Raw genomic sequence first — 23,963 nt, 5'->3', positions numbered from 1 at the left:
TACGACTACTGCGCCTGGCTCACCGAGGACATATGGAAATCCGGGATCCGCAGCGTCGGCATGGCCGCGCGGGTGACCCAGTCGCCCCACTCCCGCGGCAGGGTCTTCTCGCTGACGCCGGCCTCGGTGGCACGCCGCAGCAGATCCAGCGGGCTCTCGTTGAACCGGAAGTTGTTGACCGCCGCGGTGACCTCACCGCCCTCGATCAGGTACACCCCGTCCCGGGTCAGCCCGGTGAGCAACAGGGTGGTCGGATCGACCTCGCGGATGTACCACAGCGTGGTCAGCAGCAGGCCCCGCTCGGTGCCCGCGATCATGTCGGCAAGCTCAGCCGACCCGCCGGTCATCACCAGGTTGTCCGCAGCCACGGCGACCTTGGCGTCGAATTTGGCGGCGGCCGCGCGCGGATAGGCCAGCGCGTTGATCACCCCATTGCGGATCCAGTCGATCTGGCTGATCTCCATGCCGTTGTCGAACACCGACACGGTCTCCGTGGAACTGCTTGCCGCCACGAAGGGCGTGCACGCCAGCCCCGGCGCCATCGGGTCGGAGTACAACGTCAACGGCAGATCGGTGAGCCGCTCCCCCACCCGGGTCCCGCCGCCGGGAGCCGAGAAGGCGGTCCGTCCCTCCTGCGCTCCCCGACCGGCCATCGACCAGCCCAGGTAGATCATCAAGTCGGACACGGCCGACGGCGGCATGATCGTCTCGTAGCGCCCCGCGGGCAGCGCAACGGTGCGCTCGGCCCAGCCCAGTCGCAGCGACAGGTCAGCGAGTAGCGAATCAGTCGGCACATCAACGAAATCGGCGGTCCCGATCCCCGCCCAGGCGCTGGCGTCGCCACGCTTGGCGTTGATCTCCACCGCGCCGGCGGGCTGGGTGAAACGGCGGCGCAGCCCGGTCGAGGACGCCAGGAATGTCGTCGAAACACTATGGTGCGCAAAGCCATATAGCCGATCGGTGCCGGCGAACCCGCGGCTCAGCGAGGCGGCAACATCGGCGAATACCTCGGCACCGGTACCGGGCACCGGCGCATCCCAATCGGCGGGCACCCCGGTATCGCCCAGCAGCGGCGCCGCATCGCCGGCCTCCGGCGCGGCGGCGGCCGCATCCTGCGAGGCCGCCACCAGGCCGGGGATCACCCGCGGGTCCACCTCGGCGGAGACCACCGTGCCGACGGACGCGCTATCACCCTTGCGCACAATCGAAATGACCGTGATATTGCGGCTGTGCGAAACCCCGTTGGTGGTCATGGAATTGCCGGCCCACCGCAACGTCGCCTCGACCTTGTCGGTGACCAGCACCATCGTCTCGTCAGCACGGCCCAGTTTCGCCGCCTCGTCCAAGACGAGGTTGACGACGTGCTGCGCTGTGATCATTGGCGCCACTCCTCAGCATCACTTCGTTCTGCATCGTCGCCGGCGCGGATCATCGACCCCCCTCGGTCCGGGTGTTGAGCACGTTGACGCCCCGGAACAACGCCGACGGGCAGCCGTGGCTGACCGCGGCGACCTGGCCGGGCTGCGCTTTGCCGCAGTTGAACGCACCACCGAGCCGCCACGTCGACGGCCCGCCCACAGCCTCCATCGAGTTCCAGAAGTCGGTGGTGGTGGCCTGATAGGCCACGTCGCGCAGCTGGCCGTCCAGGCGGCCGTCGCGAATGCGGAAGAAACGCTGACCGGTGAACTGAAAGTTATAGCGCTGCATGTCGATTGACCAGGATTTGTCGCCGACGATGTAGATGCCGTTCTCGACCCGAGCGATCAGATCGCCGGTGGACAGGTCGTCGGGGCCGGGCTGCAGCGACACGTTGGCCATCCGCTGGATCGGCACGTGATGCGGCGAGTCGGCGTACGAGCAGCCGTTGGAGCGCGGCTGTCCCAGCCGTGGCGCGAACACCCGGTCGAGTTGGTAACCGACGAAGATGCCGTCGCGCACCAGGTCCCAGCTCTGCGCGGCCACGCCCTCGTCGTCGTAACCGATAGTGGCCAAACCGAACTCGACGGTCCGATCGGCGGTCACGTTCATCACGGGCGAGCCGTAGCGCATGGTGCCGAGTTTGTCCGGGGTGGCGAACGACGTACCGGCGTAAGCGGCTTCGTAGCCGATTGCGCGGTCGTATTCGGTTGCGTGGCCGATGGATTCGTGAATCGTCAGCCACAGGTTGGTCGGATCGATCACCAGATCCGTGGGCCCGGCGATCACGCTGGGCGACTTGACCTTCTCGGCAAGCATCGCCGGCAGCTGCGCAAGCTCGTCGGTCCAGTTCCACACGTCGTCGCCGACCAGCGCCTCCCAGCCGCGCCCCATCGGCGGCGCCAGGGTGCGCATCGAGTCGAAACTGCCCGCCGCGGGGTCGACGGTCACCGCCTCCAGCGACGGCATCACCCGCACCCGCTGCTGGGTGATCGCCGACCCGAAGGTGTCGGCGTAGAACGTCTGCTCCTTGACCGCGGTCAGACCGGCCGAGACGTGGTCGACGCCGTCGGAGCTCAGCAGCCGCCCGGAGTATTCCTCGAGCACACCGATCTTGTCGGCCGCGGGGATGTCGAACGGGTCGATCCGGTAGTTCGACACCCAGGTGGCGTCGGCATACACCGGCTCGGGTGCGAGCTCCACGCGCTCGGTGTTCAGCGCCGCCAGCGTGGTGGCCACGTGCACCGCGCGGCGCGCGGTCTCGGCCGCGACCGAGGGCGCCAGCTCGGCGTGCGAGGCGAATCCCCAGGTGCCGTCGACGATGACCCGCACCGCCAAACCGACCTCACGGGTGAGGACCGCGGTCTCGAGCTCACCATCGCGCAGCTGGATGATCTCGGTGATGATGCGGTGAATTCGCAGGTCCGCGTAGCTGGCCCCGGCCGTCGTGGCCGCCGACAACGCGGCCTCCGCGAGCTCGTGTCGCGGCAGGCCGAGGAAGTCGGCATCGATCCCCCGATTCGCTGTCACGGCTCCACCGTAACGACTGTGCACTCCAAACCCCTGCAACGCCCGCTTTAATAAGCTGCATGGCCGCCGCACGGAGTCAGCCGCGATCCAGCGTGCTGGCCTATGGGCTGCTGGCGCCCAGCCTGTTCGGTGTCGTCACCTTCCTGCTGCTGCCCATCCTGGTGGTGATCTGGCTCAGCCTGTACCGGTGGGACCTGCTGGGTCCGCTGCGTTTTGTGGGCCTGGCCAACTGGCGCTCGGTGCTGACCGACCCCGGCTTCGGGCACTCACTGTTCGTCACGGCGATCTTTGTCGCGATCGTGGTCCCGACGCAGACCGTGCTGGGACTGGCCGTCGCCTCGATGCTGGCCCGGCTGCTGCCGGGGACCGGCTTTTTCCGGACGGGGTTCGTGCTGCCGTGGATCTGCGCGCCGCTGGCCATCGCCGTGTTGTGGCGCTGGATCCTGGCGCCCACCGACGGCGCGATCGCGACCCTGCTGGGGCACAGCATCGAATGGCTCTCCGATCCCACCTTCGCGCTGCCCCTGGTTTCGGCGGTCGTCGTCTGGATGAACGTGGGCTATAACTCGCTGTCGTTCCTGGCGGGCCTGCTGGCCATTCCCAACGACATCCATGCCGCCGCGCGCACCGACGGCGCCAACGCGTGGCAGCGGTTCTGGCGCATCACCCTGCCGATGCTGCGCCCGACGATGTTCTTCGTGCTGGTCACCGGGATTGTCAGCACGGCACAGGTTTTCGACACCGTGTACGCGTTGACCGACGGCGGGCCGGGCAACAGCACCGACCTGGTGGCCCACCGCATCTACGCCGAGGCGTTCGGTTCGGCGTCCATCGGCCGGGCGTCGGTGATGGCGGTGGTGCTGTTCGTGATCCTGGTCGGCATCACGATCGTTCAGCATCTGTATTTCCGACGGCGGATCTCCTATGACCTCGTCTAGTCGCGTCTTTAATGTTTCGATCTACGCGGGCATGATCGTCGGCGCGTTGATCACGTTGCTGCCCTTCGCACTTGGCCTGCTGACCTCGTTCACCTCGGCGCACCAGTTCGCAACGGGCAGACCGCTGCAACTGCCGCACCCGCCCACGCTGGCCAACTACGGCGACCTCGCCGGTGCCGGGTTCGGCCGCGCCGCGGCGGTGACGGCATTGATGACGGCGGTGATCCTGGTGGGCCAGTTGACCTTCTCGGTACTGGCCGGCTACGCCTTCGCACGTCTGGACTTCGCCGGGCGCGACGTGTTGTTCTGGGTCTACATCGCGACGTTGATGGTGCCCGGGACGGTCACCGTGGTGCCGCTGTATCTGATGATGGCCCAGGCGGGCCTGCGCAATACGTTCTGGGCGTTGGTGTTGCCGTTCATGTTCGGCTCCCCCTACGCGATCTTCTTGCTGCGCGAGCACTTTCGGCTGATCCCCAACGACTTGATCAACGCCGCACGCCTCGACGGCGCCAACACTTTGGACGTGATCACGCATGTGGTGATTCCGTCGAGCCGACCGGTGCTCGCGACGCTGACGCTGATCACCGTGGTCTCGCAATGGAATAACTTCATGTGGCCGATGGTGATCACCAGCGGGCACAAGTGGCGGGTGCTCACCGTGGCGACGGCCGAACTGCAGTCGCGCTTCAACGCGCAATGGACGCTGGTGATGGCGGCGACCACGATCGCGATCGTGCCGCTGGTACTGCTGTTCATCGCTTCCCAGCGACACATCGTCGCCTCGATCGTCCTGTCGGGTGTCAAGTGAGCCGGCCCCGCTCGTCCACGCTGGCCGCCGGTGCGCTGGGACTGGTGGCGGTGCTGTTGGCCGTGGTCGCGATGCTGTTGAACTACTCCGGCGAACCGCACGGCGACAAGATCGTGGTGCGGGTGCGGATCTGGGACGCCCCGCTCGCCGAGTCCTACCGGCAGTCGTTCGCGGCATTCAGCCGCACACATCCCGGTATCGACGTGCACATCGATCTGGTGGCCTACTCGACGTACTTCAACACGCTGCGCACCGACGTCGCGGGCGGCAGCGCCGACGACATCTTCTGGCTCTCCAACGCCTACCTCGCGGCGTACGCCGACAACGGCCGGCTCCTGAACATCAGCAAAACCATGAGCGCCGGTGACTGGGAACCCGCGGTCGTGGACCAGTTCACCCGCGGCGGATCGCTGTGGGGGGTACCGCAACTGACCGACGGCGGGATCGCCGTGTACTACAACGCGGACCTGCTTTCGGCCGCCGGCATCGAGCCCGGTCAGCTGAACAGCCTGCGCTGGGATCCCAACGGCAACGACACGCTGCGCCCGCTCACCGCCCGGCTCACCGTCGACGCCAATGGAAATCACGCGGGCACAGCGGGTTTCGACCCCGGCCGGGTTCGGCAGTGGGGCTACAACGCGGCTAACGACGCGCAGGCGATCTACCTCAATTACATCGGCTCGGCGGGCGGGGTGTTCCAGCGCGGCGACGAGTTCGCGTTCGACAACCCCGGCGCCATCGCGGCCTTCCGCTACCTGGTCGCTCTGATCAACGACGACCACGTCGCGCCGCCCGCCTCGGACACCAACACCAACGGCGACTTCTCGCACAATCAGTTTCTGGCCGGCAGGATGGCACTCTTTCAGTCCGGCACCTACAACCTCGCGTCGATCGCGCGCGACGCGCGCTTCCGCTGGGGCGTCGCGATGCTGCCAATCGGACCGGCGGGACGTATCAGTGTCACCAATGGGATTGCCGCCGTGGGCAATTCGGCCACCAACCATCCCGACGCGGTGCGTCAGGTGCTGGCCTGGATGGGCAGCAACGAGGGCAATGCCTATCTGGGCACTCAGGGCGCGGCGATACCCGCGGTGCGCTCGGCCCAGCAGGTCTACTTCAATTACTGGGCGGAACGCGGCGTCGACGTGACACCGTTCTTCGCCGTCCTCGACGGCCCACGCATCCCGGCCCCGGGTGGCGCCGGCTTCGCCGCCGGAAACACCGCGCTGCAAGGCTATTTCGACGAGATGTTCCTCGGCCGCGGCGACGTCGCGACCACGCTGCGGCAGGCGCAGGCCGCGGCCAATGCCGCCTCGCAGCGTTAGTCGGCGTCGTTCAGTGCGCTGTGGTGGCGCCCCCACACGAAGTAGAAGATCAACGCCACGAAGATCCAGCCGCTGAACGCGATCCAGGTGTACCAGTGCAGACTGGCGAGGATGTAGCCGCAGGCCAGCACCGAAAGCACCGGCGTGACAGGGTAACCGGGCACTTTGAACGGGCGCGGCAGGTCCGGCTCGCGCACCCGCAGGATGATCACGCCGACCGCGACGACGATGAACGCGGTCAGCGTACCGATGGACACCATGTCCGCCAGCTCGTCCAGCGGGATGAAGCCGCCCAACGTCCCGGCGGCGATCGCCACGATCACCGTGTTCGTCACCGGAGTCATCGTGCGCGTGTTGATCGTCGCGAATCGCGACGACAGCAGCCCGTCACGGCCCATCGCGTACAGGATGCGGGTCTGGCCGAACATCGTGATCAGGGTGACGGTGAAGATCGAAATCACCGCGCCCGCGCACAGAATCGTGCTGGCCCAGCCTTGGTGGGTGACGTTGTCGAGGATGGTGGCCAGTCCGGCGTCCTCTTGCCCGGCGAAGGCCTGCCACGGCTGGGTGCCCAGCGCGGCCACCGCGACAAGGACGTAGACGGTGGTGACGATCGCGAGCGCCGCGATTAGTGCGCGCGGCATGGTCTTCTGCGGGTCCTTCACCTCCTCGCCCGCCGTCGATACCGCGTCAAGGCCGATGAACGAGAAGAAGATCGTGCCCGCCGCCGCGCCGATGCCCGAAACCCCGAACGGGGCAAAGTCCTTGAGCTGGTTGGTGTCAAAGGCGGTGAACGCGATGATCACGAACATGCCCAGCACGCCCAGCTTGGTCAGCACCATGATCGCGTTGACCCGCGCCGATTCGCTGGCGCCGCGAATCAGCAACAGCGCACACATGGCGATCAGCAGGATCGCCGGCAGATTGACGTAGCCGGGGTCGGAATCCCAGGGCGCCGCGGACAGCGCATGCGGGATCTGGAATTCAAAAAGGTTGTGCAGCAACTTGTTGACGTAGCCGCTCCAGCCCACCGAGACCGCGGCCGTGGCCACCCCGTATTCGAGCAGCAGGCAGGCCGCCACCGCGACCGCGACGGCCTCACCCAGCGTGGTGTACGCGTACGAGTACGAGGAGCCCGCCACCGGCACGGCCGCCGCCAATTCGGCATAGCAGATGGCGGCGAGCCCGGCCGCGATCCCCGCGATGATGAAGGAGACGATTACCGATGGTCCGGCTTCCGGCACCGCCTGCGACAGCACGAAGAAGATGCCGGTGCCGATCGTCGAGCCGACCCCGATCATGGTGAGCTCGAACGTGCCGATGCCGCGCTTGAGGTGACCCGCGGCTCCGTGCGCGACGGGTGCGCCGACCGCCGGGCGCCGACGCAGCATCTGTTGGCTCAGACTGATCGAGCTGGCTGGCAAATGCCCCCCTTATGCTGGATCAGCTGATTATGCAGCCTCTCGCAATACGCCAGCGAACTGGTCGACCGCCCAGTCGATCTCCTGCTCGGTAATCACCAGCGGTGGGGCGAACCGCAGCGTCGAACCGTGAGTGTCTTTCACCAGCACACCGCGCTCGGCCAGCCGCACGCTGATTTCCTTGCCGGTGCCCAGAGCCGGCTCGATATCGACACCGGCCCACAGGCCGAAGCCGCGCACCGCGATCACACCGTCACCGACCAAGCCCCGCAACCGCCGATGCAGGTGCGCGCCCAACTCGGCCGAGCGGGCCTGGAATTCGCCCCGCGCCAGCATGGCGACCACCGTGGTACCGATCGCGGCGGCCAGCGGGTTGCCCCCGAACGTCGAGCCGTGCTCGCCCGGATGCAGCACGCCGAGAATGTCGCGGTCGGCGACGACCGCCGACAGCGGAACGACGCCGCCGCCCAGCGCCTTGCCGAGCAGATAGACGTCGGGCACGACGCCCCAGCGGTCACAGGCGAAGGTGTAGCCGGTGCGCGCCAGCCCGGACTGGATTTCGTCGGCGATCATCAGCACGTTGTGTTCGGTGCACTGCGCACGAACGGCCGGCAGATAGTCGTCGGGCGGGACCACGATGCCGGCCTCACCCTGGATCGGTTCGATCAGCACCGCGACGGTGTTCTCGTCGATCGCGCCGGCCAACGCGGCGGCATCGCCGAAGGGCACCGCACGGAACCCGGGCGTGAACGGGCCGAAGCCGCCCCGCGCCGTCGGGTCCGACGAGAAGCTGACGATGCTGATCGTGCGGCCGTGGAAATTGTTCTCGGCCACCACAATGTTCGCGCGGCCCTCGGGCACGCCCTTGACGTCGGCGCCCCACTTGCGTGCGACCTTGAGGCCGCTCTCGACGGCTTCGGCGCCCGAATTCATCGGCAGCACCATGTCTTTGCCGCACAGCCGGGCCAGCCCGGCGCAGAACGGTCCCAGATTCGCGGCGTGGAAGGCGCGACTGACCAGCGTGACGGTGTCGAGCTGGGCATGCGCGGTCGCAGTGATCTCGGGGTTGCGGTGGCCGAAGTTGACCGCCGAGTACGCGGCCAGGCAATCCAGGTAGCGACGGCCGTCGACGTCGGTGATCCAGGCACCCTCGGCGCTGGCGGCGACCACGGGCAGCGGCGAATAGTTGTGCGCTGCATATTCTTCGACGAGCGATATCGCATCGTTGGTGGCAATCGAAGTCTGGTCGTCGAGAATCGTCATTGAAACACCTCCAATGTGCAGCACTTCACTGAGCCGCCCCCCTTGAGCAGCTCGGAAAGGTCGACGCCGACGGGCTCAAAGCCCGCCTCCCGCAACTGGACAGCGAAACCCGTTGCGGCGCAGGGGTGCACGACATGCAAGCCGTCGGACACCACATTGAGGCCCAGCACGTAGGCGTCCGCGCTGCCCACCACGATAGCGTCGGGGAACAGTGCGTGCAGCTGGTCCTGCGCCGCCACGCTGAACGCCGGAGGGTAGAAGGCGATCGTGTGATCGTCAAGGACGGCGAGTGCGGTATCAAGATGGTAGAACCGTGGGTCTACCAGTTCGAGCGAGACGACCGGCATGCGCAGTGCCGCCGAGATCTCGGCGTGGGCGCGCGGGTCGGTGCGAAAACCGTAACCGGCCAACACCATTTCGCCCACCATCAGCAGGTCGCCCTGGCCCTCGTTGATGAAGCGGGTGCTGACCGGCTGAAAGCCCATTGACGACATCCACTCGCCGTAGGCCGCCGCCTCGCCGGCCCGCTCCACATAACGGAATCGCGCGACGATCGCGACGTCGCCCGCAATGAAGCCGCCATTGGCGGCGTAGACCATATCCGGCAGGCCACGCACCGGCTCGATGATGTCGACGCGGTGGCCGAGCGCCAGGTAGGTCTGCCGAAGAACTTCCCACTGTGTGTGCGCGATGTCGACGTCGACGGGTGCGCTGGTGTCCATCCAGGGGTTGATCGCGTACTCGACCGCGAAGTAGGCCGGCGGCGTCATCGCATACCGACGTGTCTGAGCTGTTCTGGACCGCTGGGGCGCGGCGTCTTGCCATGCCGCGGGCACGGGGTGTGGCGCCGGGTCGACATAGTAATCCGTCATATTTCCAGGGTATTTTGGCATCTGGACACAATCAAACGCCGATTCTTGCGTGTCTATGAACGATCTATTGCGCTAGAGTGGCGATTACAGCGATTTATTGTGTAGGCCTGAAGTGAGGGGCGATGGACCGCCTGGATGACACCGACGAACGCATCCTCACCGAACTCACCGAGCATGCGCGGGCCACCTTCGCCGAGATCGGCGAGAAGGTGAATTTGTCCGCCCCGGCGGTGAAGCGTCGCGTCGACCGGATGCTCGACAGCGGCGTGATCAGGGGATTCACCACCGTCGTCGACCGCAATGCGCTCGGCTGGAACACCGAAGCCTACGTGCAGGTGTACTGCCACGGCACCATCGCGCCCGATCAGTTGCGGGCGGCCTGGGTGGACATGCCCGAGGTGGTCAGCGCGGCGACGGTGACCGGTACGTCGGACGCCATCGTGCATGTGCTGGCCCGCGACATGCGCCACCTGGAGTCCGTACTGGAACGCATCCGGGAGAGTGCCGACATCGAACGCAGTGAAAGCATCGTCGTGCTGTCGAACCTCATCGACCGGATGCGGACGTAGTTGAGCGCGTGGTGCGCCGAGCGTAACGCCACGGCGATATTTCGGTTGATTTTCCGCCGTGGCGTTACGCTCGCGGGCGGAACGTCAGCATGGGGCGCCGCGAGGGCCGAGACGCTGGCCGGCGAGTTGCGTAGGGCCACGGCTGGTTTCGTTCCGGCACCGAACTCGCCCGGGCCTGCTTCAGCTGCATCCGCAGGTGCTGGCGCAGGTCGTGTAGCTGCGGATCCGTCCAGCGGTTGTCGGCTTCGATCGGGTCGGCGGTCAGGTCGTAAAGCTCCCACTGATCATCCAGCGGGGACGTCCGATACGCTTCTCCCCCAATGCCATTGGCCGCCAGATGGCGAACGCCCGGTTCGGTCCAGGTGCCAGGATCGTCGAAGGTGCGGACCAGCTTCCACAGGTGCCCATCGCCTCCGGCTTCGTCGACCTGGACAACCAGGCCTTCGAAATTCGACGCGGTGTGCGCCGGCACCCGGATACGCAGCGGCGCAGGCGGATTGGCCGTCTGCTTGAGGCGGCGGGCCAGACCCGACGCACCGCTGTCGCCTTCGAGCATGTTGTCGCGGGTCATCAGGTAGACGGCCCGCGTGTCGTCGGCGGGTGCGCCGTCGACGACCGGCATCAGATCGCGGCCCGGCAAATCGTGCACCTCCGAGAACGACTCGGCCAGCGTCGCAGCCACTTCCGCGACATCGACGCCCGCGGCTCCCAGCAGCGTCGGCACCAGGTCGACATGCGACGTCGGCGCCGTCACCACCCGGGGCTGCGTCGCGCGCGCACCGATGCGGGCGATGACGAAGGGCACGCGGGTGGCCTCGTCATAGAGGTTGAACCATTTCTGATGCAGCCCGCCATGGGCGCCCAGCAGATCGCCGTGATCGGCGGTACGCACCAAAACGGCGTCGTCCGAACCACCTTCGGTGACGGCGCGCCGGACGCGATCGATCGGCCCGTCCACCTCGGCATGCAGGCGGTAATACAGATCGCGGTAGCGCTGCGCGCCGCGCTCATAGGTCCGGTCGATCGCGGGCGCCGGCCCGTAGCCCGAGTAATAGGCCTCGCGGAACGCGATTTGCGCGGCCGGCTTGGTCGACAGGTCTTCGTCGGCGGTGGGTGCCGGGGCGATCGGAGGCGGGTCCAGCGGTGACGGCTTGACCGGACTGCGGCGCGACCACAGCGGGAACAGCACGATGTCGTGGGGGTTGACGAAGCTGGCGACCAGCAGGAACGGACGCAGCGCGGCGGGGTCGCCGGCGCGACGGCGGGCGTAGCGGTCGGTGAGCCAGGCGACGACGCGATCGGCGATCAGTGGATCGCGGCGAATGCCGGCATTGCCCAGCAGCGCCCCGTGCGGCTCCGGGCCGACCCATCCGGAAAAGCCATACGGCCCAAGCGGATCCGCGTCAAGGTAGCGCCGCACCGCGGCCGGGTCGACGACGCCGTCGTCGTCGTTGGTGGCCAGCGAACGGCCGGTGTCGGGATCGGTCAGATCCGCGTGCGAGATGTGCCACTTGCCGTCGTAGTGCGTGTCGTATCCGGCCGCGCGAAACCAGTTGCCCAGGGTGGGCACCTCGCCCCGGCGCAGCCAGCGCATGCGGGAATCGTCGGCAGTCTTCCCGATGCCGTCGGTCTGGGTGACGCCGTGCAAGTCCGGATACTGCCCGGTGAAGATGGTCGGGCGGCTGGGCACGCAGGCCAGCGAGCCGGTGTAGTGCCGGCCGAAACTGACGCCGTGATCATCGAACCACTTGCGCCCCAGCAATATTCGATCGCGCCAGGCGAGCACGCCGGACGTCTCGTACGGTGGCACCGCACGTTCCTCGTCGGTCATCAGGATGACGATGTCGGGGCGATCAGACACGCGCATTCTCCAATCGGTTTGCGAGCCCGGCGAGCATCGAATCGGACTGTCGTACAGCGACGCGACACACCACGCGCTCGGCCAGCTGTTGAGGTGCGCGAGGCCCGATTTCGACCGTGCTGGTCAGTGTCACGGCGGTCGCATCGCCGGAACTCACCGCGAGCGTCCAACGGTTGCTCACCCGGCCCAGCAGCCGGGGCAGGCCCTCGATGTCGTAGGCGAGCGCGTGTGGCGGGTCGAACTCCGTGATGCGCTCGACGAGGGTGTCACGTTTGACCTGCACTCGCCTCGTCGTACCGATCGCTGCTCCGTCGGCGCCCGAATACAGGATGCAGGAGTGGTCGACGTTGGCGGCCCACGCACTGATGGCGCCGAAGTCGGCCAGCACATCCCAGACTTCTTGCACGCGAGCCGCAATGATACGAGTGCGCTGGATGTCGGCCACGCGCCTACGCTACGCGAAGAGCCTCGTCAAAGCGGGGTGAGATGCAGCATCGTCTCGAGCACCACCGACGCGGCGCCCGCCGCGACAAAGAGGGCCAGTGTCACCCAGTCGGCCGGTTTCGGGCGGGCGGGAGATGCGGCGAGCTGGCCCGCCCCACCTCGAGCGGTGATCGCATCGCCCATCTCGTCGGCGCGCCGCAATGTCACGACCATGGCCGTCGCCAACAGGTCGATCACCTCACGGCCCTGCTGCTTGCGCCGAGCCCTGCGGGTGGGCGGCACTTCCTTGGGACGTAGCCGGCGAGCCGCATAGAGCACCTGGAATTCCTCGATCAACATCGGGAAGGCGCGCAACGCGAGTGCCAACGCCGCCGCCCATTCGTCGACCGGGATCCGGAATATCTTGAATGGGCGGCCCAAAGTTGCTAGCGCGGGCCCGATTTCGGCGACATTCGTCGTCCAGGAAACAATGGCGCCGAGGGTGATCAGCAGGATGGTCAGCGCGGTCATCCGCAGAAAGTGCAACGATCCGCCCAGCGCGACGTGGAGCCCGCCCACCCAAATCATCGGACTACCGCCGGACAGCGCGGCGGTCACAAAGCCCAGCCCCATCACCAGCCACAGCCAGCGCGGCACCGTGGGCAGGGCGCCGCGTGGAATGTGTGCAAGCCATACCGCCGCCACGGTCAGACCCCCGAGGAGTCCGATCGTCACCCAACCCGGATAGAAGGTCAGCAGCACCGCGGCGCCGACAACAACGAGGAGTTTGGTGCCGGCCCACAATCGGTGCATGACGGTGTTTCCGGGCACCGGGACCAACAGCACGACCGGGCGAGAGGGACGCTTGGTCTGACTCTTGTCGGCGGGCGGTGAAGCAGTCTCGGTCATGCCACGCCCCCGGTCGTGGTCGGCACGGTTTCCAGGACTCCGTCGTGCAAATGCAAGGTGCGCGGGCAGATTCCCTCCAGGCCGACGCTGTCGTGCGAAATAACCACCAGGGTCAGACCCTGTTCACGACGCAGGCGCTCCAGCAGCGTCAGCAAGCCGCGCTGGCTGGCGATATCCAGTCCCGCCAGTGGCTCGTCGAGGATCAGCGCTCGCGGCGATCGCGCCAAGAGTCCGGCCAGCACTACGCGGCGCATCTGGCCGCCGCTGAGCTGGTCGATGCGCCGTTGGGCCAACGCCGGCTGCAGCCCGACCAGGCCCAGCGCGGCAGCCACGCGGTCTTCGTCGTGATGCGAAAAGCCCGCTGCCGAAGCCACTTCCAGGTTGACGTGGCTGCGCATCAATTGCAGCCGGGCCGACTGGAAAGCCAACGCCACCACGCCGACGTGCTCATCGGTGGGCTCACCGTCGATCAGGCAGGAACCCGTGGTGGGAACGGTCAACCCGGCCATGATCCATCCCAGCGTTGACTTGCCCGAGCCGTTGTCGCCGTGGATCAAGACACCGTCACCCTGTTCGGCGACAAAGTTGATGTCGCGCAGCGCGGTCTTGGCCCACGGTGTGCCACTGGCATATTCGTGCCCGACGCCGACGAGTTCGATCGCTCCCGCGTTGTGCCGGTGCGGTACCGCGGGGCTCGGCGCCGGCGCGTCCGCGATCCCCACCGCGGTGGCGTTATCCGATGATTCGCTGAGATTGATCGTGTGGTCCGCGGTCGCGGCCTCGTCGTCGAAGTGGGTGATGTGCACCAGGGCAGTCCGGTGCCGCTCGGTGAGGCCCGACATCACGCTCAGCAGGCCGTCGCGGCCCTTCTGATCGATCATGGAGGTGACCTCGTCGGCGATGAGCAGTGCGGGCTCGCGAGCCAGTGCCGCGGCGAGCGCCAGGCGCTGGAGTTGCCCGCCGGACAAGCTTGCGGTGTCGCTTTCGGCGAGGTCGTCGAGGCCGACCTCGCGCAGCAATCGGCTGACATCGACCTTGGCGTCCGGGGGTAAGCCCCACACCACATCGTCGGCGACCCGGGTGCCCAGCACTTGACTCTTCGGGTGTTGCAAGACCAGCGCGGTGCCGCCCAGCTCGCCCAAACCCACTGTGCCGGGGCGGTGCACGGTTCCCGACGTGGGTTTGCGGCCGGCCAGAATCAGCATCAGCGTCGTCTTGCCGGAGCCGTTGGCGCCGGTGATCGCGACGTGCTCACCGCCTCGAACTTCCAGGCTGACTTCGCGCAGTGCGTCTTTGGCGGCGTTGGGATAGCGGAATCGCACCCGGTCCAGTCGCACCGGCACCGGGCCGATCCCGGCATCCTCGGGCACCTCGGTGTCGGGTGGATCCAGCTTGTGCACATCAGGGATGTCGCCCATCCGCTCCAGCAGCCGGGACAACGCCGACCAGCCGATCAGCGTCACCAACACGACCACGAAAACCAAATACGGCAGCACCAACCACGGCCAGTACTGCAGCCCCTCGGCGACCCAGCGCTTCAAGGTCTCGCCGACCTGCGGCAAGTGCACCCAGCGCAGGAATGCGGCGACACCGTTGACGTTCGCGGTCAGTACCCCAAAGATCAACTGCCGCAACCGGGTTAGCACTGCGAACACGGCCACCCAGGCCGCACCCCAGATGAATCCGGCGACCAGGGACGCGGCAATCACCGTGGGCACGCCGCGGCCCTTGCGTTTGACGATTCCGCATATCCCGCCGACCCAGGCGGCATCGACCACCATCGCCGAACTGCCCAGTCCGGAGATCAAAAAGGCGATGATCGTCGCGGCGACGGCCGAGGCGATCAGCACCCGGGGACGGAAGCGGTAGGCGAGCAACCCCATCGGCACCGTGCCCAGCACCCCGAGGCCCTGAGCGAACGGGATGACCGCGGCGATGATTGCGGTTACCGAACAGAGCGCCCCCATCACCGCGGCCTGAGCTAATTCGTTCGGCTGCAGCGGTCCACTCGTACTGTGCCGAAGGGGGCGCGCGGTCACTTTCTCGATTGTGCCAGGCCAACTCACCAGGTGCCGCCAGGTAGCGCTCTTTGCTGGCCCGCGCCGTTCTTCGGCTCGAAGGTGACAGCGGTTGGTCTCGCATAGCAAAGCTATGCAAGCATGGGCATATGGACAACGTCGTCGACACCGCAAACAGCGCGCTTCAGCAAGGTCTGGGCGCGGACCTGCTCGCTGTGGTCGCGCGGCTGAACCGATTGGCTACGCAACGCATCCAGATGCCGCTGCCTGCGGCACAGGCCAGACTGCTTGCGACCGTCGAGGCGCACGGAGAAGCGCGCATCGGCGACCTTGCGGCCGTCGATCACTGCTCTCAACCCACCATGACCACCCAGGTGCGCCGACTCGAAGACGCCGGCCTGGTTAGCCGAACCGTCGACCCCGGCGATGCCCGCGCGGTCCGGATCCGCATCACGCCCGAAGGCCGACGCACCCTGAACGCGGTTCGCGCCGACCGCGCCGCCGCGATCGAACCGCAACTGGCGATGCTCGAGCCGGCCGACCGTCAGGTGCTGGCCGAGGCGGTCCAGGTATTGCGCCGGCTGCTCGACAATGCGGCGGCGTCACCACGGCGCAACACACTGTGACCGGCCCGCACCCCTTGTCGGTCGATGACCGCCGGCGGGTAGACACTTAGTCGGTGGCTTCCGCGTTCCCAGCCTCACCGCTCACCGTCTTCGTCGGCTCGATGAGGTACGTCTTCGCCCCGGGCCGCGACGTGATCGTGGCGTATGGCGACTGGTGCGACATCCCGCTGGACCGCCTGGGCTTCGCAGCCCCACCGCCGCCGATTCCGCAGCCGGATCTGCTGCTTCGCTTTGCCGGAACGCGCTGGGTTGCCATCGACAGAAGTCGCCACGGCATCTTCGTCGACGGAGCTCGGGTTCCGGCGGTCGATATCCGCGACGGCCAAACGATCGCGCTCGGGGATCCCCAGCGCGGGCCACGGCTGATTTTCCGGCTTGGCGCGCCGGCCGGCCCGCCGGGGCCGCCGCCCATGCCGCCACCACCTATGCAGCGGCCGCCCATGCCACCCCCACCGCAGCCACCGCCTGTCCCGCCGCAGCAGCCCCCGCCGCAGATCCCGACCCAGCGCGAAACCCAGCGAATGCGGATCCCGCCTACGCGACAGCCGACGGTCGAGCGCCCCATCCCGCCCTCGGCGCCGCCGCCGGTCGAACCGATGGCACCACCATCACCGCCTCCGCCACCGATGCCGCCGCCACCCTTGCCACCGGTGCCGCCGCCACCCTTGCCGCCGGCCCCGGTCGCGCCACCCCCGCTGCCGCCGTCGTACCCACAAGCAGAACCGCCCGCGCCCCCGGCGGATCAGCCCATCGAATCGGGCGAACAGCCCAGAGGCCGCGGGCTGATCGAGCGGATGACCGACGCGACGCGAAAGCTGCGGGCAAGCCGGCCCGCCGCCACCGCCATGTTCCCCACCGAAGAGCCGAACACGACCTATCGGTTGCCGCTCGACGCCGCCGCCCGCACGGTCGGGGTCAACGCCTACCGGCTGGGCCTGAGCGCCAACGGGCACGAACTTCTCACCGACGTGTCGTTCACGGCGCGTCCGGGCACGCTCACCGCGGTGACTGGTCCGTCGGCCGCCCGAAATTCGGCGCTGCTGGGGATACTCGCCGGCACCCGGGCGCCCAGCGCCGGGCAGGTCACCGTCGACAGCCACGATGTGTACTCCGAACCGGAGTCCATGCGCACCCGCATCGGCATCGTCGGGCGCGACGAACGAATTCACCGGCGGCTGACCGTCGAATGGGCCCTGCGCTACACCGCCGAACTTCGTTTGCCGCCCGACACCTCACCTGAGAATCGCGACCGGGTGGTCGACCAGGTGCTCGAGGAGCTCGACCTGACGCCGCACCGCAGCACCCGGATCGGCAAGCTCTCGCCGGAGCTGCGCCGGTGTGCGTCGGTGGCGATCGAACTGGTCACCCGACCGAGCCTGCTCGTGGTCGACGAGCCGAGCGTCGGACTGGACCCTGACCAAGAAGCTCACGTGATGGCGGTGCTGCGACGTCAGGCCGACCTCGGCTGCGTCGTCGTGCTGGCAACCACATCGCTGGCCCACCTCACGATGTGCGACCAGGTTCTGCTGCTCACGGCCGCCGGGACGATGGCCTTCGCGGGAGCGCCGCAGCAGGTCGCGTCGGCGCTGGGCACCAGCGACTGGTCCGACGCCCTCGCACGTGTAGGTGCCGATCCCGATGGCGCCCACCGGGCGTATTCCGCACTGCAACAGGCACAAGGTCCGACGGAACCGCCGCAGGCCGCCTCGCCCTGGCCGCCGCAGCGAATGCCCACCCTGACCCGGCAGGCCTGGTTGATCGCACGGCGGCAAGCGCGGCTGCTCGTCGCCGACCCCCTCTACACCTTGTTCTTGGTGGCGCTGCCGTTCGCGTTGGCAGGGTTGACGCTGCTGATTCCGGGCGACTCCGGGCTGGGTCGACCGGGCCCGACGAGCCGCAACCTGCATGAGGCCGTCGAGATCCTGGCCGCACTCAACATCGCCGCGGTGCTGCTGGGCACCGCACTGACCGTTCGCCAATTGGTCGGCGAGCGGCGCGTCTTCCGGCGCGAGCAAGCCGTCGGGCTTTCGACGTCCGCCTATCTGGCGGGCAAGATCGTCTTCTCCAGCGTGGCCGCGGCCGCCCTTACGGCCATTCTGTTCGCCATCGTGATCGCCGACAAAGGCCGTCCGGTGCGCGGGGCCGTCTTGCTGCAGAACGCCACTGCCGAGTTGTATGTCAGCGTGGCGCTGACGGCCATCATCTCGGCGATCGTGGGCCTGGCGCTCTCGACGCTGGGCAAGTCGCTGCGCGAGGTCCTGCCACTGGTCGTGCCGGTGATCCTGGCTTCGGCACTGTTCGCCGGAGGCCTGATCACGCTGGTAGGCACCTGGGGCTACGACCAGATCTCGTGGTTGGTGCCGGCCCAGTGGGGCTTTGCGGCCTCCGCATCGACCGTCGACCTGCACCGGGTCGACCCGCAGGCCGCCGACGTCTTGATGTGGACGCACTACGCGGGCTGGTGGATGTTCGACATGCTCGTACTCGCCGGCCTCGGTGCACTATGGGCCGGGTTTGCCCGATACCGGCTTCGACCGCCGGCACGCGAAATCCGCCCGCGGCCGCTACATCGCGAACAACAGGAATTGAGTGATCCCCCGGGGTGAGAAGTTGTTGTCGCTGACGAACACCACCGATTGACGGCCATCGGCCAATTTGGGTCCCAGCGTGATGCCTTCGACGTTGCCCAGCGGCGAAAGGCCCCCAGTCGTGGTCATGTCGACGGCCAACGATTTGACCATCGGTGTCAGCGTCACGTTGGTCATCGACGGCATATCCAATACATTTGTCGCAGAAGCGATCTCGGCGCGGTAGACCCGAGCGGTCTGCGGCATGGAATCGGTCCGCTCGATCACCAGAAACGTCGTATCCGTCAGCGCGACCAGGTCCGAGACGCCGTTCTCCTCGGCCGGCGGTGTGGGCGGCTCCATCGGATAGGCGTACTGCGCGGTGGGCAATCCGGTGGCGACGTCGAATTTGGTGAACCGGGTCAGCACCCGGTGCCCGTCGCCGGTCTCGGGCCCGTCGTTGTAACCCGGATCCTCCATTGAGGCGAATACCGATCGGCCGTCGGGCGTCAACGTCACTCCCTCGAGTGCGCGGTTGCGCCGCGGTCCGGTCTTCTGTGCGGACATCGCCAGATTGGACGGCAGGGTGAACTGGCCCAGATAGGCGCCGTCGAGTCCGGCGGTCCTGACCCACGGGTCCAGCAGCACCGGGCCCTCGGTCAGCCGCTCGCCTTCCGAACTCCAATACAACCGTTGCCGGACGCGGTCGAACGCGATGCCTTCCGGGTCGGGCGGCACCACGGGCGGCGTGGTGTTCAGCGTCAGCGGCCGAAACGGCTGACCAGCCTGGTCCAGCAGCGGATGGGTAGCGGTGAAGGTGACCCCGTTAATTCCCTTGTCCGACAACGACAATTGCACTGTGTAGAACCGCACGGGGTTCTTCTCCGAGCGGTCGTCGCTGATCACGTAGTAGAGCTGGCGCTCCGGGTCGTAGCTGAGCGCGGACAGACCGCCGATCACGGTGTCGGCGAAGGTAGCGCCGAACGGGATCTGCGCCTGACCGAGGTACGCCAGCACCGGCCGCGGCGTGTTCGACGGAGCCGATGGGCGCGCCGACTCGCAACCGGAGAGCAGCCAGGCAATGCATAACCCACACAGCGCGAGCAACCGGACCGGCATCAAATGACTGCCGCCACAAGCAGACCGAGCAGGTAGGTGGCGGCGACGGCGACCGCGCCGAACATCAACTGCCGGCCCGCGGCCCACCACACCGGTTTTCGCGTATAGCGAGCGGTCAGGCCGCCCGCGATCAGCAGCCCGACCGCGCCGCATGCCAGACCGATTGGCAACGATCCGGATCCGAGAAGGTAAGGGATCAGCGGAATGACCGCACCGATCGCGAACATGAAGAAGGACGCGACCGCCGCGAGCCGGGCCGACGGTTTCTCGGCGGGATCCAGGCCGATCTCCTGGACGAGATGGAAACTGACGGCCCGGTTTTCGTCCTTGTGGATCTCGTCGGTGGCCGTCTCCGCCGTTTTCTGGCTCATGCCCATGTCGACGAGCAGGTCGACGAGCTCGGCCCGCTCGGCCTTCGGGCGGGAGCGCAAGGCGCGGCGCTCCACGTAGGCCTCGGAATCGATCTGCTCGTTGGACGTGGTCACCGACGAGTACTCGCCCAGTGCCATCGAGAATGCGCCGGCCAGCAAACCGGCGATACCGCTGACCAACGTGGTGTGGGCGCTTTCGCCGGCGGCCACACCTGCGATCAGGGCGCTGTTGCTGACCAGGCCATCCATCGCGCCGAAGGTGGCCGCACGCAGCCAGCCTCCGCTGACATCGGGATGGGTGTGCCCGACGTCTAGCGCCGGGTTCTGGGACGGGGTGTCGGGCTGGGACATGAGGTCATCTAAGCGTGAGGTTGGCCATGCCCGGAAGATGCACGCCGCACGATCGCACCTGCGGGTTGTTCCCGCCCAGCGCGCGGCACGTTACCGTCGGGTATGGCCCAAGATGCGACGAAGACTGCCGAGCACCTGCGCAACGCCTTGGACGGGCGTTGGCGCGACGTGAAGAACCGGATGCGGGCCGCGATGAGCGAGGACCTGTTCCGCCCGCACTACACGCCGAACACCGTGATCGCGCGCACCAAGGTTGCCGAGCAGATGCGGATCATGGCCGCGTTCGGCGCCGCCGCCGACTCGTTCCGCAAAGAGCACGGCGGCACCGGCGACGTCGGCGCGGCGGTCACGATGATCGAGATGCTGGCGATGTCGGACCTGTCGCTGATGGTGAAGGCCGGAGTTCAGTGGGGCCTGTTCGGCGGCGCCGTGGAGAACCTGGGCACCGAGCGCCACCACGAGACCTATGTGCCCAAGATCATCAGCCTCGAGTTGCGCGGTTGTTTCGCGATGACCGAAACCGGACACGGCAGCGACGTACAGTCGCTGGAGACCACCGCGACCTACGACCCCGAGACCCAAGAGTTCGTCATCAACTCCGAGACCCCGTCGGCCCGCAAGGACTACATCGGCGGCGCTGCCGAAACCGCAACCATGGCATCGGTTTTCGCGCAACTGATCACCACCGAAGACGGCGAGCCGGTCAACCACGGCGTGCACTGCGTGTTGGTCCCGATCCGCGACGCCGACGGCAACGACCTGCCCGGGGTGACGACGTCGGACTGCGACTACAAGGGCGGACTGCCCGGTGTGGACAACGGCCGGATCATGTTCGACCACGTCCGGGTGCCGCGGGAAAACCTGTTGAACAAGTACGGCGACGTCGCGGCCGACGGTACCTACACGTCGCCGATCGACAACCCGAACCGGCGGTTCTTCACCATGCTCGGCACGCTGATCCGTGGCCGGGTCACGGTCGGCGGCAGCGCGGGTTCCGCCGCCCGCGTCGCGTTGGACATCGCCACTCGATATGCATTGCAGCGCAGGCAATTCAGCGCACCCGACGACGACGCGCATGAAGTGCTGATCTTGGACTACCTGGTGCATCAGCGACGGTTGTTCCCCTTGATCGCCAAGTCGTATGCGCTGCAGTTCGCGCAGAACGAGCTGGTCGCCAAGTGTCACGACCTGCAGACGTCGGACTTCCCGGATGCCGAGGAACAGCGCGAGCTGGAATCGCGTGCCGCCGGTCTGAAAGCGGCCAACACCTGGCATGCCTCGAAAGCGATCCAGGAGGCCCGCGAAGCCTGCGGCGGCGCGGGCTACATGGCCGAAAACCGGTTGATCGCACTGCGCGCCGACACCGACGTGTTCACCACCTTCGAGGGCGACAACCACGTACTGACCCAACTGGTGGCCAAGGAGCTGCTGACCGCCTACGCCGACGACATCAAGAGCATGAGCCCCGTCGAATGGGTGCGGTTTGCCGCCAACACCGTCGGTGAGCGGGTCCTGAAACGCACTGCGGCCGAGGCGATTATGCAAAGGATCGTCGACGCCCGCCAGGACAGCGAAGAAGAGGGCAGCCTGTTCAACCGTGGCACCCAGGTCAACATGTTCGAAGCCCGCGAGGAGTATCTGCTGTCGTCGGTCGCCCGGCGGCTACAGGGCAAGTCCAAGGAAATGTCGGCGTTCGACGCATTCAACGCCGTGCAGGACCACGTACTGCACGCCGCGAACGCACACATCGACCGGATCGTGCTGGAAGCATTCGTCGCCGGCATCGAAGCCTGCGAAAACACGGAAGCCCGTGAGCTTTTGGAGATCCTCTGTGACCTGTACGCGCTGTCGGTGATCGAGGACGACAAGGCCTGGTACATCGAGCACGGCTACCTGTCCAGCGGGCGGGCCAAGGCGGTCACCCGCGGGATCAACGACCGATGCCGGGCACTTCGCCCGCATGCCGAGACACTGGTCGACGGCTTCGGTATCCCGGAGCCGCTGCGCTACGCCGAGATGCTGCACCCGGAGAACCTGCCCGACGCCGACTGAACCCGAATCACCGCCGGCTCAACCGGCTTCGACCGCACCGGCAATGCCGGTGTTCGCGGACATGCTCAGCGGGCGGCGCACATACCTGACCCAGGTCAGCAGTGCGGCAGCAATATAGACGGCCAGGAAGATCCAGAATGCCGACGTCATCGTGCCGGTGCTGACGTAGGACTGCCGCAACGCCACATTGATCCCGACACCGCCCAACGACCCGACGCCGGCGACGACGCCGATGACGATGCCCGAGATCACGCGTGACCACTGCCGCTGGTCGGTCTCGGTCATTTCCAGGTCGCGGCTGCACGTTTCGAAAATCGTCGGGATCATCTTGTAGACCGATCCATTGCCCAACCCGGCCAGGGTGAACAAGGCGATAAAGCAGGCCACATATCCGGCCATCGCCGAGCCGCTGACCGGACCCGCGTGCGGATCCTCGATGGTGCCGACCGTGATCAGCATCCCGGCGACCAGGCCCATGCTGACAAACACCGCACACGTGACGCGGCCCCCGCCGAGCCGGTCGGCCAGCCGGCCGCCGTAGATGCGCGACAGCGCGGCCAGCAGCGGTCCGATGAAGGCCAGTTCGGCGGCGTGCAGCGAGGCCTGAAAGTTGGTTTGCCCGCCGGCCACGAAACTGGTCTGCAGCACCTGGGCGAAGGCGAACGAGAAGCCGATGAACGACCCGAAGGTGCCGAGATAGAGCAGTGAGAGCAGCCAGGTGTCGCGGGTGGACACCACCGCCGACAGGATCGATCGCAGCCGGCTCGGCTCCACCCGGTGCTGAGCGACGGTGTTCATGAAGAACGTCGCGCCCAGCCCTGCGACCAGCAAAAGCGCGAGGTAAAGGCCGCACACCCAGTACGGCTGCCGGTCACCCGCGGCGGCGATGACCACCAGCCCGACGATCTGGATCATCGGCACGCCGAGATTGCCGATGCCGCCGGCGATCCCCAGCGCCGCGCCCTTGAGCCGGTGCGGGTAGAAGGAGTTGGCGTTGCTTGCCGAGGCCGCGAAATTGCCGCCACCCATGCCGGACAGGGCCGCGCACAGCAGGTACGGCCACAACGGCAGCCCCGGATGAGCAAGCAGCACCATCGCGCCGATGACGGGGACCACCAGGACGAACGCCGAGAACATGGCTAGGTTGCGGCCGCCGAAGATCGCGGTAGCCAGGGCGTACATCGGCCGCAGGCATGCTCCGACGAGGGTGGCGGTGATGCCCAGCAGCAGCTTGTCACCGGCGGAAAAGCCATAGACGTCCCTGGGCATGAACAGCGCCATCACCGGCCACAGCGCCCATATCGCGTAGCCCAAGTGCACGATGACGGCGGACCAGAACAAGTTGTTTCGCGCGATGGCCTTGCCACCGGCCTCCCAGGCCTCCAGATCTTCTGCGTCCCAATGAGAGAGGTGACGGGACCTACCCACGCGCTTGACCGTTCGTACTGGACGCATCGTCGCGTTCGGGCACTGCAATCCCTTCGATACCAAGGCCGAATCTCGCGGAATATCGGAACATTA

At 67.1% G+C, this 23,963-nt stretch carries 19 protein-coding genes; 7 read left to right on the top strand and 12 right to left on the bottom strand.

Annotated elements, in window-relative coordinates; all coding sequences use genetic code 11:
• Nucleotides 1-5: 5 nt before the first annotated feature.
• Nucleotides 6-1,379, bottom strand: a complete 1,374-nt coding sequence (locus G6N55_RS26905; RefSeq protein WP_085221323.1) for a metallopeptidase TldD-related protein — start codon at nt 1,377-1,379, stop codon at nt 6-8.
• 49 nt (nt 1,380-1,428) lie between these two features.
• Nucleotides 1,429-2,946, bottom strand: a complete 1,518-nt coding sequence (locus G6N55_RS26900) for a TldD/PmbA family protein (RefSeq protein ID WP_085221322.1) — start codon at nt 2,944-2,946, stop codon at nt 1,429-1,431.
• Nucleotides 2,947-3,005: 59 nt separating this feature from the next.
• Between G6N55_RS26900 and G6N55_RS26895 the strand changes: the two genes are divergently transcribed.
• The 3 genes from G6N55_RS26895 to G6N55_RS26885 are packed head-to-tail and all read left to right on the top strand — an operon-like array spanning nt 3,006 to nt 6,020.
• A complete protein-coding gene (locus tag G6N55_RS26895) occupies nt 3,006-3,884 on the top strand; it encodes a carbohydrate ABC transporter permease (RefSeq protein ID WP_085221321.1) in 879 nt (292 codons plus the stop codon).
• Nucleotides 3,871-4,695 (top strand): carbohydrate ABC transporter permease, encoded by an 825-nt coding sequence (locus G6N55_RS26890; protein ID WP_085221320.1) that lies wholly within the window; start codon nt 3,871-3,873, stop codon nt 4,693-4,695. The genes G6N55_RS26895 and G6N55_RS26890 overlap by 14 nt, the downstream gene beginning before the upstream one ends.
• Nucleotides 4,692-6,020, top strand: coding sequence for an ABC transporter substrate-binding protein (locus G6N55_RS26885; RefSeq protein ID WP_085221319.1), 1,329 nt, complete (start codon nt 4,692-4,694; stop codon nt 6,018-6,020). The genes G6N55_RS26890 and G6N55_RS26885 overlap by 4 nt, the downstream gene beginning before the upstream one ends.
• Here the strand turns inward: G6N55_RS26885 and G6N55_RS26880 are convergent.
• From G6N55_RS26880 to ddaH, 3 genes are read right to left on the bottom strand one after another with little or no spacing between them, the layout of a single operon-like run.
• Entirely contained in the window at nt 6,017-7,444 is a 1,428-nt protein-coding gene (locus tag G6N55_RS26880; protein WP_085221318.1) for an APC family permease, read from the bottom strand. The genes G6N55_RS26885 and G6N55_RS26880 overlap by 4 nt on opposite strands.
• A 27-nt stretch (nt 7,445-7,471) precedes the next feature.
• The gene (gene rocD, locus G6N55_RS26875; protein WP_085221317.1) at nt 7,472-8,704 is read right to left on the bottom strand and encodes an ornithine--oxo-acid transaminase; all 1,233 of its coding nucleotides are present in this window, start codon (nt 8,702-8,704) and stop codon (nt 7,472-7,474) included.
• Nucleotides 8,701-9,576: a dimethylargininase gene (ddaH, locus tag G6N55_RS26870; protein ID WP_085221316.1), complete on the bottom strand. Its 876-nt coding sequence runs from the start codon at nt 9,574-9,576 to the stop codon at nt 8,701-8,703. The genes rocD and ddaH overlap by 4 nt, the downstream gene beginning before the upstream one ends.
• Nucleotides 9,577-9,698: 122 nt before the next feature.
• On the opposite strand from ddaH, the gene G6N55_RS26865 reads away from it, so the two are divergent.
• Complete coding sequence (locus G6N55_RS26865; RefSeq protein ID WP_085221315.1) at nt 9,699-10,145, top strand: Lrp/AsnC family transcriptional regulator; 447 nt, start codon at nt 9,699-9,701, stop codon at nt 10,143-10,145.
• Between the two features lie 64 nt (nt 10,146-10,209).
• On the opposite strand, the gene G6N55_RS26860 is transcribed toward G6N55_RS26865, so the two are convergent.
• From G6N55_RS26860 to G6N55_RS26845, 4 genes are read right to left on the bottom strand one after another with little or no spacing between them, the layout of a single operon-like run.
• Complete coding sequence (locus tag G6N55_RS26860; protein WP_085221700.1) at nt 10,210-12,006, bottom strand: sulfatase-like hydrolase/transferase; 1,797 nt, start codon at nt 12,004-12,006, stop codon at nt 10,210-10,212.
• Complete coding sequence (locus G6N55_RS26855) at nt 11,999-12,451, bottom strand: SRPBCC family protein (RefSeq protein ID WP_085221314.1); 453 nt, start codon at nt 12,449-12,451, stop codon at nt 11,999-12,001. Before G6N55_RS26855 ends, G6N55_RS26860 begins: the two co-directional genes overlap by 8 nt.
• A gap of 26 nt (nt 12,452-12,477) precedes the next feature.
• Nucleotides 12,478-13,338: an energy-coupling factor transporter transmembrane component T family protein gene (locus tag G6N55_RS26850; protein ID WP_085221313.1), complete on the bottom strand. Its 861-nt coding sequence runs from the start codon at nt 13,336-13,338 to the stop codon at nt 12,478-12,480.
• Nucleotides 13,335-15,377: an ATP-binding cassette domain-containing protein gene (locus G6N55_RS26845; protein WP_232078841.1), complete on the bottom strand. Its 2,043-nt coding sequence runs from the start codon at nt 15,375-15,377 to the stop codon at nt 13,335-13,337. Before G6N55_RS26845 ends, G6N55_RS26850 begins: the two co-directional genes overlap by 4 nt.
• Nucleotides 15,378-15,505: 128 nt before the next feature.
• Here G6N55_RS26845 and G6N55_RS26840 point away from each other — a divergent pair, with 128 nt between their 5' ends.
• Entirely contained in the window at nt 15,506-15,982 is a 477-nt protein-coding gene (locus tag G6N55_RS26840; RefSeq protein ID WP_085221311.1) for a MarR family winged helix-turn-helix transcriptional regulator, read from the top strand.
• Nucleotides 15,983-16,083: 101 nt separating this feature from the next.
• Nucleotides 16,084-18,588: an ATP-binding cassette domain-containing protein gene (locus tag G6N55_RS26835; RefSeq protein WP_085221699.1), complete on the top strand. Its 2,505-nt coding sequence runs from the start codon at nt 16,084-16,086 to the stop codon at nt 18,586-18,588.
• Here the strand turns inward: G6N55_RS26835 and G6N55_RS26830 are convergent.
• Together G6N55_RS26830 and G6N55_RS26825 are read right to left on the bottom strand one after the other, a co-directional pair.
• Complete coding sequence (locus G6N55_RS26830; protein WP_085221310.1) at nt 18,547-19,668, bottom strand: esterase-like activity of phytase family protein; 1,122 nt, start codon at nt 19,666-19,668, stop codon at nt 18,547-18,549. The two genes, G6N55_RS26835 and G6N55_RS26830, sit on opposite strands and share 42 nt — an antisense overlap.
• On the bottom strand, nt 19,668-20,390 hold the full coding sequence (locus tag G6N55_RS26825) for a VIT1/CCC1 transporter family protein (protein WP_085221309.1): 723 nt from the start codon (nt 20,388-20,390) through the stop codon (nt 19,668-19,670). The genes G6N55_RS26830 and G6N55_RS26825 overlap by 1 nt, the downstream gene beginning before the upstream one ends.
• 102 nt (nt 20,391-20,492) lie before the next feature.
• On the opposite strand from G6N55_RS26825, the gene G6N55_RS26820 reads away from it, so the two are divergent.
• Nucleotides 20,493-22,442 carry an acyl-CoA dehydrogenase family protein gene (locus tag G6N55_RS26820; RefSeq protein WP_085221308.1) on the top strand — a complete coding sequence of 650 codons (1,950 nt, stop codon included), beginning with the start codon at nt 20,493-20,495 and terminating at the stop codon, nt 22,440-22,442.
• Between the two features lie 18 nt (nt 22,443-22,460).
• Here the strand turns inward: G6N55_RS26820 and G6N55_RS26815 are convergent, their stop codons facing one another.
• Complete coding sequence (locus tag G6N55_RS26815; RefSeq protein WP_085221307.1) at nt 22,461-23,897, bottom strand: nitrate/nitrite transporter; 1,437 nt, start codon at nt 23,895-23,897, stop codon at nt 22,461-22,463.
• Between the last annotated feature and the right edge of the window lie 66 nt (nt 23,898-23,963).

Origin of the sequence: Mycobacterium florentinum, from assembly GCF_010730355.1 — a bacterium.
Lineage (GTDB): Bacteria > Actinomycetota > Actinomycetes > Mycobacteriales > Mycobacteriaceae > Mycobacterium > Mycobacterium florentinum.
This window is presented reverse-complemented; position numbering and strand designations above follow the sequence as displayed.